We start from the raw sequence: 17,102 nt of genomic DNA, 5'->3' as shown, positions 1-17,102 counted from the left end.
CCATTGAAAAACTAGCCAATTCTGAAAATCTGCACACTGCTCCCTTGTTTCATCAAGGTACAGTCTGAATGCAGCTTCAATCAATTGACTTATTTTTTCAATGCACGGATCCCTCACTTTGGTTTATTTGTCTATTACGTTAACACAGATTTAAAATTTTTGTCAATCAAAAAAATTAACGACGGATAAGTTGACAAATATTTCCCGCCAAAATAGCAATATTTTCCATTGTTCGTTCATGCTCCATTGCCTCACGTAATCGAATTGGTCCTAATTGAATACTAAAAACTGCTGGCAAATAGTTGGTTAATTCCCCTAAATCGGGCTGGCGACTGCCGCAAAAAGCAATAATCGGTTTCTCGTATTTTTTCGCTAACATGGCTACACCATAAGGAACCTTTCCATGGATTGTTTGCTGATCGATTTTCCCTTCACCCGTCACAATCCAGTCTGCTTGTTTTACTTTTGCTTCTAGTTCGATCATTTGGCTAATCAATTCAAAGCCATTAATCATCTGTGCCCCAAGTAAAAATAACGCACCACCTATGCCACCAGCTGCTCCACTTCCCGGAATTTTTTCAAGGTCAATTTGATATTCTTTGGACCATTGTTTCGCTAGTTTTTTTGCCTGTTTCTCTAAAAAATCGATTGTTTCAGGTGATGCTCCTTTTTGTTTACCGAATAATTTTGCTGCTCCTTTTTCGCCAGTATACGGGCTAGTTACATCCGCAGCAATTCGTAATTTTGTATGAGAAAAGTGGGCTTTACTTGCCTGAAAATTGACTTTTTCCGTTGTCAGTAATGGGTTGCCATCCTTTACGCCTTCCAGCTTTGCACCTAAAGATTGCAGTAAGCCCAACCCGCCATCCGAACAACCACTGCCACCTAGTGTAACGATAATTTCATCCACTCGTTGTGCTAACGCATCCTTAATTATTTCTCCTAATGCAAAACTAGAAGCTAAACGAATTGTTTGATCTGTTGCTTGTTCCAGTAAATCAATACCAATCACTTCAGCAGACTCAATCACTGCGATTTTTTTCCCCTGCCACTGGGTAATCAAATAGCGACTTTCATGTTTTCTAAATAACAAGTCTCCCCCAGAAAATTTTTGCCATTTCCCACCTAATGAATAGAACAAAGCTTGTGCTGTCCCTTCTCCGCCATCTGCAATGGGGACGTTTATTAACTGGTCAGTTGAATGAACGGCTTGCCAGCCACGAGCAACCGCTTGATTTAATTCAAATGAAGTCGCGCTTCCCTTAAAGGAATCAATTGCAACCAAAATATTCATTTACTTCGCCTCCTGACATACTTTTTTTAGATTCTCTTTCTTTCAGTTAGACACTTTTCTTCGTTTTTATCAAACAAAACAATCCTAATTTTTGCTTTTTTTCTATATACTAGAATAGAACGGTTTTAAGAAACGAATTTTAAAGGAGAGAACTGACATGAAAATTGCTATCGCTGGTGCAGGCGCAATGGGTAGCCGAATCGGACTAATGCTTCATCAAAGTGGGAATGACGTGATTTTGATTGATCGTTGGCCCGAACATATTGAAGCTATTCGAGAACATGGCTTGGTTGCAGACTTCAATGGAGAAGAAGTTGTTGCCAAAATTCCTATTTATTCACCTGAAGAATTGATTGAAAGTCAAACACAAGTTGATTTGATCGTTGCATTAACTAAAGCAAATCAATTAGACGACATGTTCCACGCAATCCAATCAATTATTACTGAAAAGACCCATGTTCTTTGTTTATTGAATGGTTTAGGACATGAAGATGTGTTAGAAAAATATGTTCCTAAGAAAAACATTTTATTTGGTATCACAATGTGGACTGCCGGTTTGGATGGACCAGGGAAAGTAACCTTATTGGGAAATGGTGAAATCGAATTAGAAAATCTTGAACCTGAGGGCGAAACTTTTGCGCATGAAGTCGTTCGTGTTTTTGACGAAGCAAACCTAAATCCGGTCTATAGTCGAAATGTTCGTTATTCGATTTGGCGTAAAGCTTGTGTCAACGGTACACTAAATGGCTTATGTACGATTTTAGATTGCAACATCGCTGGCTTTGGGGAACAACCCGTCGCAAATGAGATTGTTGAAACAATTGTTGCAGAATTTGCTACTGTTGCTGCTGAAGAAGGGATTCAGCTTGACCAACCAGAAGTCAACGAGCACATTGCAGCAACTTATGATCCTGCAAATATCGGTCTTCATTACCCTTCAATGTATCAAGACTTAATCAAAAATCATCGTTTGACTGAAATTGATTATATAAATGGTGCTGTTTGGCGCAAAGGACAAAAATATGGTATTCAAACACCTTATTGTGCTTTCTTAACGCAACTCGTTCATGCAAAAGAAGGCCTTTTGGGGGCAAAATAGAAAAAAGAGCTGTGACATCAGTTGATTTTGTCGCAGCTCTTTTCTATTTTTACTTTATTCATAAAAAATCTATACAAACTTTGGAATAAGCTAACTTTTAGATTTACTCAAAGTAGCTACATTGTTATTATTTATTTGAAGTCTTACTTCATTCGGTTCATCATAATCTGAATACTCAAAATACCAAATCAGTTTACCATTTTCTGAAGAGCTATTTAATAATTTGTGTTCGTTCACTTTTCCCTTTTTTACTGAAACAAGTTTTATATCTGTTGTGTTTTTAGCAAACTCAAAAGGATCTATTTCTACTCTAAACATCGTTGGAAAAGCTTGCCCTTTTACTAACTCACCGTTTTCTACTATCGTTCCCGTATATCTTATTTCCGGAAAATTTTCTACATTTCTTGTGCTCAGCGGTAACTCCCATTTCCCTTCAGTTGTTACAGTTTCTACATGTGAAAATCCCTGCTTAACTTTTTTAGTATTTCCTTGAATCGTTCCTGTGATTTTAGTAATTTCTATCTTCTGCTTATCCTCTGCAGCTAAAAATTCAGTCTGATAATTATTTAAAAAATAAGTAATTTCTAAAGTCCTATTTTTTTTATCAAAAAATTGATTTTGAGTGTATGCCCCTACCATAGAGCCGTCATTCGTGTCATTGGAAAATAATATATTACTCTTGTCTTTGACTGAAAATCCTAAACTGTAATAGTTAATCTCAGGTGAGAGTAACTTTGAATTTTTAGGAAAACTAATACTAAAATGTAGACCTATTTGCTTTTTATCCATATATGATTCTTCTAAACTAATCTTTATTTCCTTACTTTGCGAGTGACTGTTGTCAGCAACAATAAAATTTTCTTCTCTCAATTTTTCGGACGAGAATGAGCCAAATTTCAAGTAATTTATGGCTTGTGTTATCGGAGAAATTCCAATAATTATTGACAAGGTGATTAGCAAAACTACACTTAACATAATCTTTTTGGTAAATCTATGTTTGATACCTTTACTAAGCTTGATTTTTGAATAAGCTACATCTACTTTATGTCTTACCAAAAAAGGAATTTCTATATCCTCTTTTTTCAAATTTTCCAATTTCTTTTCAAATTTCTGACTCATTAGATTTTATTCTCCTTTCAAATACTCTCTTTTTAGCAACTCTTTTCCCCTATAAATACGTGATTTAACAGTTCCTAATGGCTCATCTATAATTGTGCTGATTTCTTTATAAGAAAATCCGCTATAGTAATAAAGTAATAATGGTGTTTTATAAATTGGATTCAATTCTGTAATTAAATCACCCAACTTATCATTTTCAGTATTTTCTGTCGTAAATTTTTCATATGAATAATCTGGATCGTGAAACGAATATACATTATTTTTCTTTAGTATTTTATAGCATTCGTTAATCAAAATTTTGGTAATCCATGAATAAAAATATTTGGGCTGTCGCAACCCATTTATCTTTTTAAATGCAATGAGCATCGTCTCTTGTAAGGCATCTGCTGAATCTTCTATGTTCAAGTAACGTTTAGCAACCCCATATAATACTATTTCGTATTGCTTAACCAATTGTACAAATGCTTCTCCATCACCTTTTTGTGCTTTCTTTACTAACCAAGTTTCCTTTAACAACTAACATTCACCTTCCCTTTATGTACACACTCTATTAGAGGAAATAAAGTAGCTAAAAGTTCCACAAATAAAAAAACAATCTATGACAAATTTATCATAGATTGCTTAATCGTATTGTGGCTTAGTTGCCGAATTTAATCAACATTTCCAACCCAATAATATGTTCCGTCTTGAGGATTATGATTAAAGTAGCACTGTGTGCCATTTAAGTATAAATAAGCATTCTTGTTTATTAATGTTCCTTCAGCAAATCCTGAATCTAGTGTGTTCCAAGCTTGTGTCTCAGTTCCGATTACTCCACCATCATTATGAGATTCCCAACGTAATAATGGTCCTGCAGAATTTATTGCTTTGAATAAATATCCTGCAAATCGCCAACCACTTCCTGAAAAGTAATCTGATGTGTAACTTGCTCCATAAGAAAGACCTCTAACTGTTGAAGGTGGGGTAGCTCTTCTTGGTTGAAGATTGAGGGGAGCAACAGAATCATCTGATTCTAGCACTTGGTCCATTTTATCTTTTAATTTCCCCCATGTAGTAGCACTGGAATCTGTCTCACTATTGTAATAAGCAACTACTTCACCTGTGATAGCAGAAGTTTCAATCATTTCTCCATGAAGAAATCCACCATCAGGTATCAGTAGGATACTTGCATCATCAGAATATCTATTATAGATTTCTTCTTGAGTGACAGGACCCGATAATGGTTTACCAATTCTTTCAGCTGCATGAACATCCTTACTTACACTCACACATAATCCAACACTTGCAAATATGGAAAGTAATAAAAACTTAGTCCATTTCATAACCATCCTTCTTCCTATTGTTATCGTTATTATAAATCTAAAAAGCAAGCGCTTACCATATTTATATAATAACTCTTATCCTTTCATTAAAAAACATCATTAATGTTTTTTAATGAAAATAAACCAACTTTTAAATAATCCTGCTATTATGTGTCTTTTTGCACCAATAACTCTTAAAATTTTTCTTATGTTAGTTGTTAAAAATAGTTATTTTCAATCTATAAAAATAGATTGACATCCTTTTTTTATTCATCAACCACAACACTTTTTATTAATTAGTGAAACTGATACTCTATACAACTAGTAATAAAAACTTGTAGTTACAATACATCAAGATAGATATTTTCTTATCCCAAATTTATTTGCTCTTTCACGTCATTTGCAATGAAAAATAGAAAATAGTCAATAAAAGCAGTCTTATTACTAAACTGTCGCTATAAATTTTTTTCAGGCAACCAATTAATTTTATAACTAATAAAGTTTCTAAAAAGGAGCTAAAAAAGATTTTATCCTGTAGTGTTCTCTTACCGAATGAAAAAGCAAGTTCTACTAACTTTAAAAAAAGAAATTACGACTTATATATATTTAAGTCGTAATTTCTTTTTATTTTCACCCTAAGTATCAGCTATTTGTAGTTGTCCTCACTTTTTCAATCTTTCCAGCAAATCTGCCCGGTACTCATAGCGCTCAAAAAGTAGTTCATCAGTAGCCAAGAAGCGCTTAGCCCAGTTTGGCGCATCAAAGAAATCAAGAATTTCTGGCGAAACTGACTGATAGGGCTGGTTAAGAAATTCGGGTAATTCATCCAAAGATCGTTGCGACAATAAAAAGATATTATCTGGATGGTAACATTGATAATCAAAAATCACATCGTTTCCAGTCACCAATTTCTTCTGGAAGTACATGGATTCAAATGTCCGCAATGTTACGCCCTGTTGTCCTGCACGAAGCAACTCTAAAATCCCCCGGCTTTTTGCCACTAATCTCAAATATTCCGAGTAACTTAAATAGCCAACTTGTTCGTTACCTCTCAATGGTAAAATAAAATAATTAGTCGTTACACCTCTTGCTGAAAAATCTGCTCGGTACTGTTCAGCAAGATTCTTTCGTCCATTATCAGTCGCGCCAAAAAATAAATCTGTTGTGATTTGTTCCTTGGGTAGTTGGACATTTGCAGAATAGAAGGAACTATTGTGCTTCAAACCTAACTCATGTGCTTCCAACGCATCAAAATGATAAACTTCATCAATCGCTGAATCCTTTTGTACTTGTTCCAATAATTCATAATGTTCTTTTTTAAAGTGATTCCAAAAGAAAACAACTATTTTTGCCTGAGTCAACGGACGAACTTGAGCAGCCATCGCCACTTCAAATCCAAAATCCAAAAAAATAATCAGTTGATATTGGCGAAACTTTGCAGCATTCATTCGTAAAAACTGTTCATCAAATAAGTCTTTTCCAGAAATCACTTCGAATGAGTCGATGAAAGGAAAAAAATATAAGTTTTTATCTTTTGCGACGAGTAAAATTTCATGAGTATCAGCCATTTCATTCTCCTCACTTTCCCATAAAGAATTTTCCTAATCATAGCTCTTATAGAAACAGAAAAGCGAATATTATGCTCTGAATGAATAAAATTAGTCTCTCTTTTTATCCATTCTTTTCGTTTTTATCTTTCAATTTTATGACGATTTGATTAAAGTATCCAAAAAATTTTTTAGAATAGTTGAAATTGTCAGAATATTTGGTATTATTAAGCAACGTTATTTTTTATTCATGAAACACGTACAGAAAAGAGGTTGCTTATGGAAAATACAAAACTAAAAAAACAAATGAGTTCGCGTCACATTACGATGCTAGCATTAGGTGGCGCGATTGGTGCAGGTTTATTTAAAGGGAGTGGTGAAGCAATTAGCATCGCAGGTCCCTCCGTCTTATTAGCATTTGCTATTGGTGGCATCGTTTTATTTATTGTTATGACTGGATTAGGAAAACTTGTTTTAGATGGTGAGAACCAGCATGGCCTTTCTGGATTGATCCGCCCTTATCTTGGTGACCACTCTGCTGACTTTATTGATTGGGTTTACTGGTCATTATGGATGATCAACATTATTGCAGAAGCTGTAGCAGCTGCATCTTTTTTACAGCTTTGGTTTCCTAATATCCCTGCGTGGATCTTCGTGTTGATTTTAGCAGTCCTCACAACACTGATTAATCTCTATTCCGTGAGACTTTTTGCTGAGACAGAATATTGGTTAGCTTTTGCTAAAATCAGTGTAATTATTGCACTTATTCTTTTTGGTCTTTATTTAGTTGGACAACAGATGTTTGGCCATGGCGTTTTTCCCACCTTACAACAAATGACAAATCATGGTGGCTTTGCACCGCATGGAATGAAAGGAATCATTAATTCTTTGTTAGTCGTAATTTATTCTTACGGTGGTTCTGAACTGATTGCGATTACAGTTAGTGAAGCAGATGATCCTAAAAAAGCTATTCCTAAAGCAGTCAAAGGTGTGATGGGACGAATCGTTTCCTTCTATATTATTCCTTTGTTTTTACTTTTGATTATTTTCCCTTGGAACACACTGGCTAACAGTAACGTGAGTCCTTTCGTAATGGTTTTTGAAAAAATGAATATTCCATTTGCTGCGGATATTGTCAATTTTGTCATTGTTCTAGCTTTGTTTTCTTCCATCAATTCAGGTGTCTATGCTGCTTCGCGCACGCTGTTTTTCCGATTGAAAGATAAGAAAGGAGCTGCAAAAACCTTTGCAGTCCTAAATAAACATCAAGTACCTCAACGCTCAGTTTTCTTTTGCACCAGTGTTCTTTACCTTGGTGTCATCCTTTCTTACTTTGTCGGTGATGAGTTATTTGGTTATCTAGCAGGTTCACTTTCTTATACCGTATTAGTTATTTGGTTGATGATTGTTTCTGCTGCTTTTGTTCTTTCACTAAAGAAAGGTACTTTGTTCGATAAAAGTCTCAACCTATTTGCGCTAATTGCATTGTCTTTAATTTTCATTGGTATTTTAATGACCAATATACTTGGTGTTACTTTATTGACTGCTTTACTTTACCTAATTATCTTCTTTAGTTATCGAAAACCCAAGGAACCATTTCCTTTATCTGATAAAGCCTAACAAAAAGGAGGTGTGACAAAAGTTTTGTCACACCTCCTTTTTTCTAATTAAGAGTGTTCAAGAAGCAATTCCTCAATAGAGCTTGCATCCACTTCAAAACATGGAAAACTATTTTAATGATTGCTATCTTGTCGGAACTAGGCGTTTTGTGCCACAACCTTATCCACGGTGTTCCCAAAGCAACTCCTCGAAATAATTCATAACTGTCCAAAAACATAAGTAGCTATTTTTGTCAGTTATTCTTTATTTTTTCAGAGCTGAACGCTTGGAGCCACAACCTTATCCACAGTGTTCCCAAAGCAACTCCTCGAAATAACTTACAACTGTCTAAAATATGAAATGCTATTTTTATCAGTTGCTCATTATTTTTTCGGAGCTGAACGTTTTGCGCCACAACCTTACTAGACAATTAGAGGGTAAAATCAATGATGTTTGATTTTACCCTCTAATCTTATTTTTACAGCATATTTTTCCTGTTTTTAAATACGCCGCTATTATTCAGAAACTAATTCTGATTCATCTTCTGATTCAATTTTTGAAATACCTAAACCAGTGAAAGCACTCACCATTGAAAAGACTGGTGATAACAAACTAAAGAAAACAAATGGTAAGTACGTTAATGTTGGAACACCAAATGTACTTGCTACGAAACTACCAGCAATCCCCCAAGGAACTAAGTAGTTAATAACTGTACCACCATCTTCCAATGTTCGTCCTAGAACAGTTGGATCAAGTCCAGCCTTTTTGAACGTGTCTTTAAATGCATTTCCTGGCAAAATGACTGACAAGAATTGTTCACCAATGAAAACGTTGACCCCGATACTTGTTAACAATGTTGTAAAAATTAACTTCGGTGTGCTGGTCATCCGCTTAGAAACAACATCCATCACAGTTGAAATCAACCCAAACTCAATTAGCAAACCACCTAGTGATAAAGTCAAGATAATCAATGCAACGGTCGGCATCATACTTTCGATTCCTCCACGACTTAGTAACGCATCAATTTGTTCATTTCCAGTATTTGCCACAAATCCTGATTCAATTACAGAAGCTAATTGGTTCACAGACGTCTGCGGGTTTTGAATAAAAATCATTCCGACTGCTACAGCAATATTCAATAAAATAGTTAAGATGGCTGGTACCTTTCTCCATGCACATACTAACATCAAAACAAGTGGAATCAATGACCAAAATGAAATTGTAAAATTGGCTTCTAACGTATTTGTGACTTCACGGATAGCTGAAAGACTTGCACCTTTATCCGTGTGGCCTAAGAACATGAATAAGAAAAACGAAAGTACGAATGCCGGAACAGTTGACCACATCATATGTTTGATATGTTTAAATAAATCTGCATCGACAATCGCTGCTGCCAAGTTCGTTGACTCTGACAACGGAGACATCTTATCTCCAAAGACAGAACCAGAAACAATGGCACCCACTACCAAAGCTGGACTTAAACCTAACGTTGTTCCGATACCGAAAAAGGCAATACCAATTGTTGACATAACTGTAAAAGCACTACCAACTGCACTCCCTACAATCGCACAAACAACAAAGACAGATGGGACAAACCATTGGACACTAATCAAATCAAACCCAATCACCATCAAGGTTGGGATAATTCCCGCTTGAATCCAAACTGCGATCAATGAACCAACTAAAATAAAAATAAAAATTGGAATAATTCCTGGTTTGATTCCATTAATAATTCCCTCATGCAACCATTCAGAAGGGTATTTCTTTACAACAGCGTAAACCATAACCATCCCGATAGCTGCTAAAATAGCAATATTTGGTGAGATTTTCAATCCCACTACCCCAACTGCAATGCTCAATACGACGACTGCTAATACTAATGTTGCTTCTACAAAACTCGGATTTGCTTTTTTCTCCATGATAATTTCTCCTTTTTTAGTTAAAAATATTAGGTACTAAAAAAGAAATAATATCGAATCATCCCGCCACAATTCATTTTGGCTTCCCCCTCTGGCTAAAAATAAAAAGACCCATTTTCAACTAAGGACGAATTGCTCCGCGGTACCACCTTAATTAAAAACAGATCTGTTTTTCACTTTAAATAACATATTTTATTTTTTGAACTTTTCATGTAATTCGTTAGCATGGCTTGATCGGTTCGCAGCAACCACCGACTTTCTGAACAAAACACCTCTGCTACTACTGTTGAAAAGATGACTTTCATGAAGTTTACATCCTCAAGAAATATTTGTCAACAAAAAAATCTGATTTATTTTTCTGTGCTCAAAATAAAAGATAACATTTTAGAAAGAAGATCCCTGTTCTTTCTTCTTAGCAAGCTGTTCTTGATGCTCTTTTTTGATTGTGGTTAATGTTTCTGGTTGTTGAAGCAAATCAAGTGCTGTTTTTGCCAAAAGCTCTGCTGCAATCGCAATTGATGCTAGTCCCTTTTCGCTTCTTGCTGCTGCTTTGAATTCAGTCGAATGACCTGCAATATACGTATCAGAGATGGAGACAGTTGGTTGAATCGTCGGGATTACCTGACTAACATTTCCAACATCAGATGAACCTAGACTTGTACGCTGTTGAGTTTCAATTTCTTCGTCTGGAATACCAAGTTCTTGAAGATGTTCAAAAAAGAGTTCATCAAACGCTGGGGTGACAACCACATCATCGACTGCATTTTGGAACAACCCAAATTCATAAGAGGTACCTGTACTGAGTGCCGCACCTTTCACAATGTTTTCAACTTTTTGAGATACTTCGTCCAACGTTTCACGGTTAGCTGCCCGCAAGTAGAAACGTCCAGCCGCATATTCAGGGATGACATTAGCAGCAACTCCACCGTCGGTAATAATACCATGGATATTGACATCCTTTGGTAAATGCAAGCGTAATCCGTTAATCCCATTGAACACTTGAATTAATGCTTCAAGTGCATTGATTCCTTTTTCCGGTGCTCCTGCAGCATGGGAGGCAACTCCATAAAATTTGATATCTACTGGATCATTTGCTAAAGATTCTGTGGTTTTTCCATAACGATAGGCTGGGTGAACGCAAAGAGCTGCATCCACGTCTTCAAAAAATCCTTCGCGAACAAAACTTCCCTTCGCTGAGCCATTTTCACCACCTTCTTCACCAGGCGTACCATAGACTCGAATCTCCCCACCAAATTCATTGGTCCATTCCTTCACTGCGCTAGCCGCTAATACTGAATACGTTCCAAATAAATTGTGCCCACATGCGTGCCCAATGCCCGGTAATGCGTCAAACTCGGCTAAAAAAACGAGGGTTGGACCAGGTTTTCCTGAAGCATAACGAGCGTCAAAACCTGTTCGATGACCCGCAACTTCTTTTTCAACAGTAAACCCTTCTTTTTCCAGCTGTTTAATCAATGCCTCTGAGGAGAAAAATTCATAGTTACTGACTTCTGGATGATCGTGGATCGTTAATGCTAACTCTTGATATTCTGGCAATCTTTCAGCAATAAATTCTTTTACAGATGTTGTCGTTTGTGTTGTACTCATAAAAAATTCCTCCCTTAGTTTTGGCTGATTTATTTACGTCCAAATGTTTCCCATGCAGGAACGCTTGAACCTTTTGATGTTTTTTCGATTACTTTAGCTGTATCTTCTGTTTGATATGCGTCGACAATTTTTTGATATGTTTTATTTTTTTCATCTTCTTTTCTTGCAACAATGATGTTGACATAAGGACGAGCATTTTCATCGACAGGTTCTAAGAAAATTGCATCGCTCGTTGGATTAAATCCTGCATCGACTGCGACACCACTATTAATGACAGAAATATCTACATCAGATAATGCACGTGCTGTTTGTGAAGCATCCAATTCAGAAATCACTAGATTTTTCTTGTTTTCAGTAATATCCGAAACAGTTGGTGCTGGTCCTTTTGAGTCATCTACTTTGATTAAGCCAGCCGTTTGTAATAACAATAAGGCACGGCCACCATTAGTCACATCATTAGGAATGGCAACCTTTGCACCATCTTTCAGCTCTGTTATTTTTTTGAGTGAATTTGAGTAAATACCTAATGGCGCATTCACTGTATTTCCAATGGAAACTAAATCTGTTCCATGTTCTTCATTGTAGTTATCTAAAAAGAACTGATGTTGAAAAGCATTCAAATCGACTGAGCCATCTGCTAATGCCGCATTTGGTTGGTTGTAGTCGGTAAATTTAACATATTCCAAATTGATATTTTCTTTTTTCAAGCGATCTTTCACGTCATCCCAAACATCTGTATCTTCACCAATCACACCTAGTTTAACGGTTGTTTCTTTTGATTTATCAGTGGTTTCAGCTGATCCTTTACTACATCCTGCTAACCAAACCACGGCAATAAGTGCAACTGCTACTAAACGAATAATTTTTTTCATCTCTTTTTCCCCCAATTAATGACTAATTTTTTTTATAATTTGATTACTAATAAATTGACTTAAAAATACCAAAAGTAAAATCAATAAGGTCGCAACAATCGTGACATCTGTTTGGAATCGATTGTATCCTCGAGAAATAGCTAAATTTCCTAATCCTCCGGCACCGACCGCGCCTGCCATCGTGGTCAAACCAATTACATTGATAATCGTCAAAGCAGATACTCTGACAATTCCTGGTAATCCTTCTAATAAATAAACTCGTACGATAATTCCAAATGGGCTCGTTCCCATTGATTCTGCTGCTTCGATTACTCCAGGATCAACTTCTAACAATGCATTTTCAATTTGCCTAGCAAAAAATGGTACGACGCCTACAATCAGTGGAACTAATGCTGCTTTGGCACCGATTGTCGTCCCAACAAAAAAGCGAGTAGTAAGTGCTAAAAGCGACAATAAAATAATAAACGGTATCGAACGAATAATATTGATTGCTTTATCTAAAATTTCATAGAATAACCGATGTGCTAATAATCCATTTGGGCGAGTCACAACTAGAATCACACCAAGCGCAATTCCAATAATTCCAGAAATTAATGCCGTCCAAAATGACATATATAGCGTCTGCTTCGTTGCTTCAATAAATTCATCAGGAATCGCAGAAGCATTTGGTAAATATGTTTCTAGGAATTTGGTCATGTTATCTTCCCCCATCAATCACTTTTATTTGTTCATTACGTTCACTCTTCTTCAATACTTGAACTGTCACACCTTGTTCAAATAAAAAGTCTAAAGCTTTTTGTCGTTGATTTAATTCACCCGCCAAAGTCACAATCAAACTCCCCAGCGGGACATCTTGAAGCAATTCAATGTTTCCGTAAAGAATGTTGGTCGTTACTTGATATTTACTGTAAAGTTGGGCGATTAGTGGCTCATTGGTTTGCTCTCCAACGTAAGACAGTTCCACTAGCCATTTATCATTGGTTTGCTCAGCAAAATCCGGATAAGCAGTAATTGTTTCTAGCGCCTGATCGATATGTGTTGCTGTTCGGATAAAATCTTTTGTTAAGGCTTGTTTCGGACGACTAAATATCTGAATACTACTTCCTTGTTCAATAATTTTTCCCTCCTCCATCACCGCTACTTTGTTACAAACTTCTTTGACTACTTGCATTTCATGAGTAATCAGCACGATGGTCAAGCCTAATTTTTGATTTAGTTGTTTCAATAAAGCTAAAATTTGAAGCGTCGTTTTTGGATCCAAAGCGCTAGTTGCCTCATCACATAATAAAATTTCAGGATCATTGGCTAAAGCTCGGGCAATTGCCACGCGTTGTTTTTGCCCGCCGGATAATTGATTTGGATACGCATTAGCTTTATCTGAAAGACCTACCAAATCCAATAATTCAGTCACTTTTTGTTGACGTTCCTGTTTAGATTTCCCTGTGTATTTCAATGAAAAATCAACGTTATCAAAAATTGACCGACTGTTCATCAAATTAAAATGTTGAAAAATCATTCCGATCTTTCTTCTTTTTTCACGTAACTTTTTTGGTGAGAGCTTGGTTAGTTCCACATCGTTGATCCAAACTTCACCATCACTTGGTGGTTGAAGTAAATTAATTACTCGAACCAATGTACTTTTCCCGGCTCCAGAATAACCAACAATTCCAAAAACATCTCCCTCATTAATCGTTAGATTCACAGAATCTACTGCGCGAATCTCCTGCCCCTTTTGTTGAAAGGTGACAGATATATTTCGTAAATCAATCATTCTTTCTCCTCCCTTATCGATACTAAAAAAAAAAAGCATCCTCAAGCAAACGACTAGTGTCATTTACTTGAGGACGCCTTTTTGCGTGTTACCACCTCATGTTCGAACTGTACTCACGCACAATTCCTCTTCAAGTACAAACATACTCTAGCGTGCTATCGGACGCAGCCGTCACCGCCTTACAAATTGCTCGGGGTGAATCGCTCAATGGCCATTTTCCAAAAGTTTAATCTTACTTCTTCTCAGCATTTCGAAGCTCTCTGTTAAAGACTTTACCAATGTACTTACCATTTCATCGCGAAAGATATATAAAAAAAAGTCCTTTTACTAGCAAATGCTAGTAAAAGGACGACGTATCGTGTTACCACCTTTATTCGGAAGTTTCCTTCCCTCAGCCCAACGTCTCATCTGTAATGAGAGATTGGTGTTCGTTTTAACGGTCGAACGAATCCGAATTTGCCTACTTATCGACAAATTTTTCTCCAAGGCCATTTTCAACTTTTCTTATACTGAACTCTTTTCACCAGCCAGAGTCTCTCTACGCAGTCTCCAAGTTTACTTTCCTTTTCATCGAAAAATTATTTGGTTGTTGACGATTAATTTACAGGATGAACAAATGAAAGTCAAGCATAAAATTTATTCTTTTTTTCTAAGAATTTTTTGCTGTTTTTTTATTCACAAAATCAATAACAATTTTCAAATCTTTTCCTTGTTCGATAATTTGCAAGTTTTCTTTGTCTTTTTCCGAATAATTTCGTTCAAAACTTGAGTCAGGTATCAGAAATACGCCCATGCCTGCGCGAGAAGCTGAAGTTGCACCCACTAATGAATCTTCGACTGCAAAAGCCTCGTTTGCTACTAATCCAGTTCGTTCTAATGCTGTTAAATAAGGAACCGGTGAAGGCTTATTTTCAGATACTTCATCCCCAAAAGTAAACGTATCAAAATAGTCCATTAATTCAAACTGATTTAAAATGGCTGTTGCTCTTTCAGTAACAGTTGTCGTTGCTAAGCCAAGTTTAAAATTCTGTTCTTTTAAATAACTCAGTACTTCTTTCGCATATGGTTTAAGCTGGATTTCTCCGGTCGTTAGTTTTTCATAAAAAAATTTTTCCCGTTTTGCTCGTACTTCTTGTACTTTTTCTGGGCTGCCAGCTAATTGGACTAAAATATCAAAACTTTGTTTCCAATTCTTTCCACCCCAAGTATTAACGATTTCTTGTGGAATCTCGATCCCAAATTGTGCAAAGCTCCAGACCCAACCATCACGATAAGCTCTTTCACTATCAACTAATAGTCCATCTAAATCAAATATTGCGCCTTTCATTTCCCCACGGTTCCTTTCAAAAAACAATATCCTTAGTTTAGCATGATTCAGTCATAAAATCATCGACTGCATGGAAGTTTCACGAAAATTATTTTATTTTTTTCATTCCAAATCAAAAAAGAGACAGAGCGCCTATGCACTCTGTCTCTAAGTAGTTATTTTCTGACATTTTTTACTTGTTTGATGTTTGCAAAGCAACTTTGTTCTTCTTGAAGTTTCTGCTCGAACACCTAACGCTTAGTTGCCGTAAAAACCGATTCCTTCGTAGCGCCAACCTAATTTCACTAAGTAATCTCTTTCTTTTGTACTCATTGTGTAATGATGCGTTCCTGTTTGTTCATTTGGATTGAACAGACGCAAGATCGCTTTTGAACCGCCAGAGTAAAAACTTAGTCCTTCATAACGCCAGCCTAGTTTTTTCAAGAAATTGATTTCTGACTGGGCTGCCGTATAATGATGGTCGCCACTGTTTGGATTATACATCCGATACACTTTTGTTCCGCTGTTTGGTGCTAACCAAGCCACACCTTCATATTTCCAACCAATTTTTGGTAAAGAATTTTTTTCACCCTCATTTAGAGAATACAAATGTTCACCAGTATTTGGGTTGTATAAACGATACATTGGTGATGTAGGTACTTGAGGTTGACTGTCATACTGCGTTAAATTATAGGTTTCGATTACACTGTTTAAAGTTGTTGCATAGTTTGGTGCTGTCGCATAACGTCCCGTTAACCAGGCTGTCGCATCTTTGTAAGATTTTGTGTTACTTTTCCATGCGCCCGAATAATAATAAACGCCAGATTGGAATGAAGTTGTTTTTAAAATGTGAACATTATCTTCTAGAGATTGTTTATAGGATGGATATTTTCTAAACGCAGCATTTACTGTAATCCATTGACCATTAACAAACTCCGCTGTTGGAAAAGTTACCGATTGTCCATTATAGCTACCTTTAATTCCAAATAAATTATAATTTGGTGCAGAAGCTAATTGACTCTTTCCCCAACCACTTTCCACAATCGCTTGAGCAATCATGACAGAAGCATACAAATCATTTTGGCTTGCTAGCGTTCTTGCAGAGGGAGCCACGCTGTCAATGAATTGCTGTTGTGTATTTGATGATGAACGTGCAAAGCGTGAAGCAATAGAAGCTTCAAATTGTGAAAGGTCTGTTTGCGTTGTGTGAACAAGTACCTCTCCGTCATCCAACTGATTCTCCACTGTTTCTGTAGCCTTTGTTGCTTCTGTTGCTTCCGTAGATTGTTCCTCTGATTCAGGAGCTGTTTCTTCCACTGCTGAACCAGTTGCTTCTGTTATTTCGCTTGATTCTACAGCAGTTGCCTCTGTTGTACTAATAGTCGAGCTATTTTGTGTCTCAAGTGCACTCTCTTGTGTTTCAGTTCCAGCTATTTGATTCTCATATGTGCTAACTGTTGATTGCGCAATTGCTTCATTGCCTGTGCCAACTTCATCTGCAAAACTCACAGGAGCAGCAGTTGAAACGATTCCGCCTAGTACCATCACACTAAGTAAAAAATTCGTTTTTTTCATTTTTTCTCCTTTATTCCTCATATTTTTTATTGGATGTATGTATCACCTATCTTTTATTTTAACAAAAAAACATATCCGCCTTAAGGGAAATT

Annotated in this window: 14 protein-coding genes and 2 other annotated features; of the genes, 2 read left to right on the top strand and 12 right to left on the bottom strand. The window is 36.4% G+C overall.

Annotation, left to right across the window (positions count from 1 at the left end; translation table 11 throughout):
* Window positions 1-175: 175 nt before the first annotated feature.
* Window positions 176-1,294 carry a glycerate kinase gene (locus AB3I20_RS11530; protein WP_271027338.1) on the bottom strand — a complete coding sequence of 373 codons (1,119 nt, stop codon included), beginning with the start codon at window positions 1,292-1,294 and terminating at the stop codon, window positions 176-178.
* A 157-nt stretch (window positions 1,295-1,451) separates the two neighbouring features.
* Here AB3I20_RS11530 and AB3I20_RS11525 point away from each other — a divergent pair, with 157 nt between their 5' ends.
* Window positions 1,452-2,393, top strand: coding sequence for a 2-dehydropantoate 2-reductase (locus AB3I20_RS11525; RefSeq protein ID WP_067485218.1), 942 nt, complete (start codon window positions 1,452-1,454; stop codon window positions 2,391-2,393).
* Window positions 2,394-2,483: 90 nt separating this feature from the next.
* Here the strand turns inward: AB3I20_RS11525 and AB3I20_RS11520 are convergent, their stop codons facing one another.
* The 4 genes from AB3I20_RS11520 to AB3I20_RS11505 form a co-directional block, all read right to left on the bottom strand.
* A complete protein-coding gene (locus AB3I20_RS11520) occupies window positions 2,484-3,512 on the bottom strand; it encodes a hypothetical protein (protein ID WP_270346327.1) in 1,029 nt (342 codons plus the stop codon).
* A gap of 6 nt (window positions 3,513-3,518) precedes the next feature.
* Entirely contained in the window at window positions 3,519-4,028 is a 510-nt protein-coding gene (locus AB3I20_RS11515; RefSeq protein ID WP_270346328.1) for an RNA polymerase sigma factor, read from the bottom strand.
* A 134-nt stretch (window positions 4,029-4,162) separates the two neighbouring features.
* Window positions 4,163-4,834 carry a hypothetical protein gene (locus AB3I20_RS11510; protein ID WP_270346331.1) on the bottom strand — a complete coding sequence of 224 codons (672 nt, stop codon included), beginning with the start codon at window positions 4,832-4,834 and terminating at the stop codon, window positions 4,163-4,165.
* Between the two features lie 641 nt (window positions 4,835-5,475).
* On the bottom strand, window positions 5,476-6,381 hold the full coding sequence (locus AB3I20_RS11505) for an oligosaccharide biosynthesis protein Alg14 (RefSeq protein WP_368027392.1): 906 nt from the start codon (window positions 6,379-6,381) through the stop codon (window positions 5,476-5,478).
* A 258-nt stretch (window positions 6,382-6,639) separates the two neighbouring features.
* Here AB3I20_RS11505 and AB3I20_RS11500 point away from each other — a divergent pair, with 258 nt between their 5' ends.
* Complete coding sequence (locus AB3I20_RS11500; protein ID WP_067485223.1) at window positions 6,640-7,980, top strand: amino acid permease; 1,341 nt, start codon at window positions 6,640-6,642, stop codon at window positions 7,978-7,980.
* Between the two features lie 494 nt (window positions 7,981-8,474).
* Here the strand turns inward: AB3I20_RS11500 and nhaC are convergent, their stop codons facing one another.
* From nhaC to AB3I20_RS11465, 7 genes are all read right to left on the bottom strand, one after another.
* Complete coding sequence (gene nhaC / locus AB3I20_RS11495) at window positions 8,475-9,878, bottom strand: Na+/H+ antiporter NhaC (protein ID WP_067485226.1); 1,404 nt, start codon at window positions 9,876-9,878, stop codon at window positions 8,475-8,477.
* Between the two features lie 384 nt (window positions 9,879-10,262).
* Entirely contained in the window at window positions 10,263-11,486 is a 1,224-nt protein-coding gene (locus AB3I20_RS11490; RefSeq protein WP_067485229.1) for a M20 family metallopeptidase, read from the bottom strand.
* 29 nt (window positions 11,487-11,515) lie between these two features.
* On the bottom strand, window positions 11,516-12,358 hold the full coding sequence (locus tag AB3I20_RS11485) for a MetQ/NlpA family ABC transporter substrate-binding protein (protein ID WP_075491877.1): 843 nt from the start codon (window positions 12,356-12,358) through the stop codon (window positions 11,516-11,518).
* Between the two features lie 15 nt (window positions 12,359-12,373).
* Window positions 12,374-13,054 carry a methionine ABC transporter permease gene (locus AB3I20_RS11480; RefSeq protein WP_067485236.1) on the bottom strand — a complete coding sequence of 227 codons (681 nt, stop codon included), beginning with the start codon at window positions 13,052-13,054 and terminating at the stop codon, window positions 12,374-12,376.
* A gap of 1 nt (window position 13,055) precedes the next feature.
* On the bottom strand, window positions 13,056-14,129 hold the full coding sequence (locus tag AB3I20_RS11475; protein WP_368027391.1) for a methionine ABC transporter ATP-binding protein: 1,074 nt from the start codon (window positions 14,127-14,129) through the stop codon (window positions 13,056-13,058).
* A gap of 66 nt (window positions 14,130-14,195) precedes the next feature.
* Window positions 14,196-14,434, bottom strand: a binding site (T-box leader).
* A 36-nt stretch (window positions 14,435-14,470) separates the two neighbouring features.
* Window positions 14,471-14,709 (bottom strand) — a binding site (T-box leader).
* A 69-nt stretch (window positions 14,710-14,778) separates the two neighbouring features.
* Window positions 14,779-15,456 (bottom strand): HAD family hydrolase, encoded by a 678-nt coding sequence (locus AB3I20_RS11470; RefSeq protein WP_368027390.1) that lies wholly within the window; start codon window positions 15,454-15,456, stop codon window positions 14,779-14,781.
* Window positions 15,457-15,693: 237 nt separating this feature from the next.
* Window positions 15,694-17,010 carry a glycoside hydrolase family 73 protein gene (locus tag AB3I20_RS11465; protein ID WP_368027389.1) on the bottom strand — a complete coding sequence of 439 codons (1,317 nt, stop codon included), beginning with the start codon at window positions 17,008-17,010 and terminating at the stop codon, window positions 15,694-15,696.
* Window positions 17,011-17,102: the final 92 nt, after the last annotated feature.

This window comes from Enterococcus sp. C50 (assembly GCF_040887505.1).
Lineage (GTDB): Bacteria > Bacillota > Bacilli > Lactobacillales > Enterococcaceae > Enterococcus_B > Enterococcus_B thailandicus.
The sequence above is the reverse complement of the archived record's forward strand: the minus strand, read 5'-3'. Positions and strand labels throughout refer to the sequence as shown.

Coding starts and splice junctions, on each gene's coding strand:
- AB3I20_RS11520 (WP_270346327.1), bottom strand. CDS start 3,512: ATGAGTCAGAAATTTGAAAAGAAATTGGAAAATTTGAAAAAAGAGGAT.
- AB3I20_RS11485 (WP_075491877.1), bottom strand. CDS start 12,358: ATGAAAAAAATTATTCGTTTAGTAGCAGTTGCACTTATTGCCGTGGTT.
- AB3I20_RS11475 (WP_368027391.1), bottom strand. CDS start 14,129: ATGATTGATTTACGAAATATATCTGTCACCTTTCAACAAAAGGGGCAG.
- AB3I20_RS11505 (WP_368027392.1), bottom strand. CDS start 6,381: ATGGCTGATACTCATGAAATTTTACTCGTCGCAAAAGATAAAAACTTA.
- AB3I20_RS11480 (WP_067485236.1), bottom strand. CDS start 13,054: ATGACCAAATTCCTAGAAACATATTTACCAAATGCTTCTGCGATTCCT.
- AB3I20_RS11510 (WP_270346331.1), bottom strand. CDS start 4,834: ATGAAATGGACTAAGTTTTTATTACTTTCCATATTTGCAAGTGTTGGA.
- AB3I20_RS11470 (WP_368027390.1), bottom strand. CDS start 15,456: ATGAAAGGCGCAATATTTGATTTAGATGGACTATTAGTTGATAGTGAA.
- AB3I20_RS11500 (WP_067485223.1), top strand. CDS start 6,640: ATGGAAAATACAAAACTAAAAAAACAAATGAGTTCGCGTCACATTACG.
- nhaC (WP_067485226.1), bottom strand. CDS start 9,878: ATGGAGAAAAAAGCAAATCCGAGTTTTGTAGAAGCAACATTAGTATTA.
- AB3I20_RS11490 (WP_067485229.1), bottom strand. CDS start 11,486: ATGAGTACAACACAAACGACAACATCTGTAAAAGAATTTATTGCTGAA.
- AB3I20_RS11525 (WP_067485218.1), top strand. CDS start 1,452: ATGAAAATTGCTATCGCTGGTGCAGGCGCAATGGGTAGCCGAATCGGA.
- AB3I20_RS11465 (WP_368027389.1), bottom strand. CDS start 17,010: ATGAAAAAAACGAATTTTTTACTTAGTGTGATGGTACTAGGCGGAATC.
- AB3I20_RS11530 (WP_271027338.1), bottom strand. CDS start 1,294: ATGAATATTTTGGTTGCAATTGATTCCTTTAAGGGAAGCGCGACTTCA.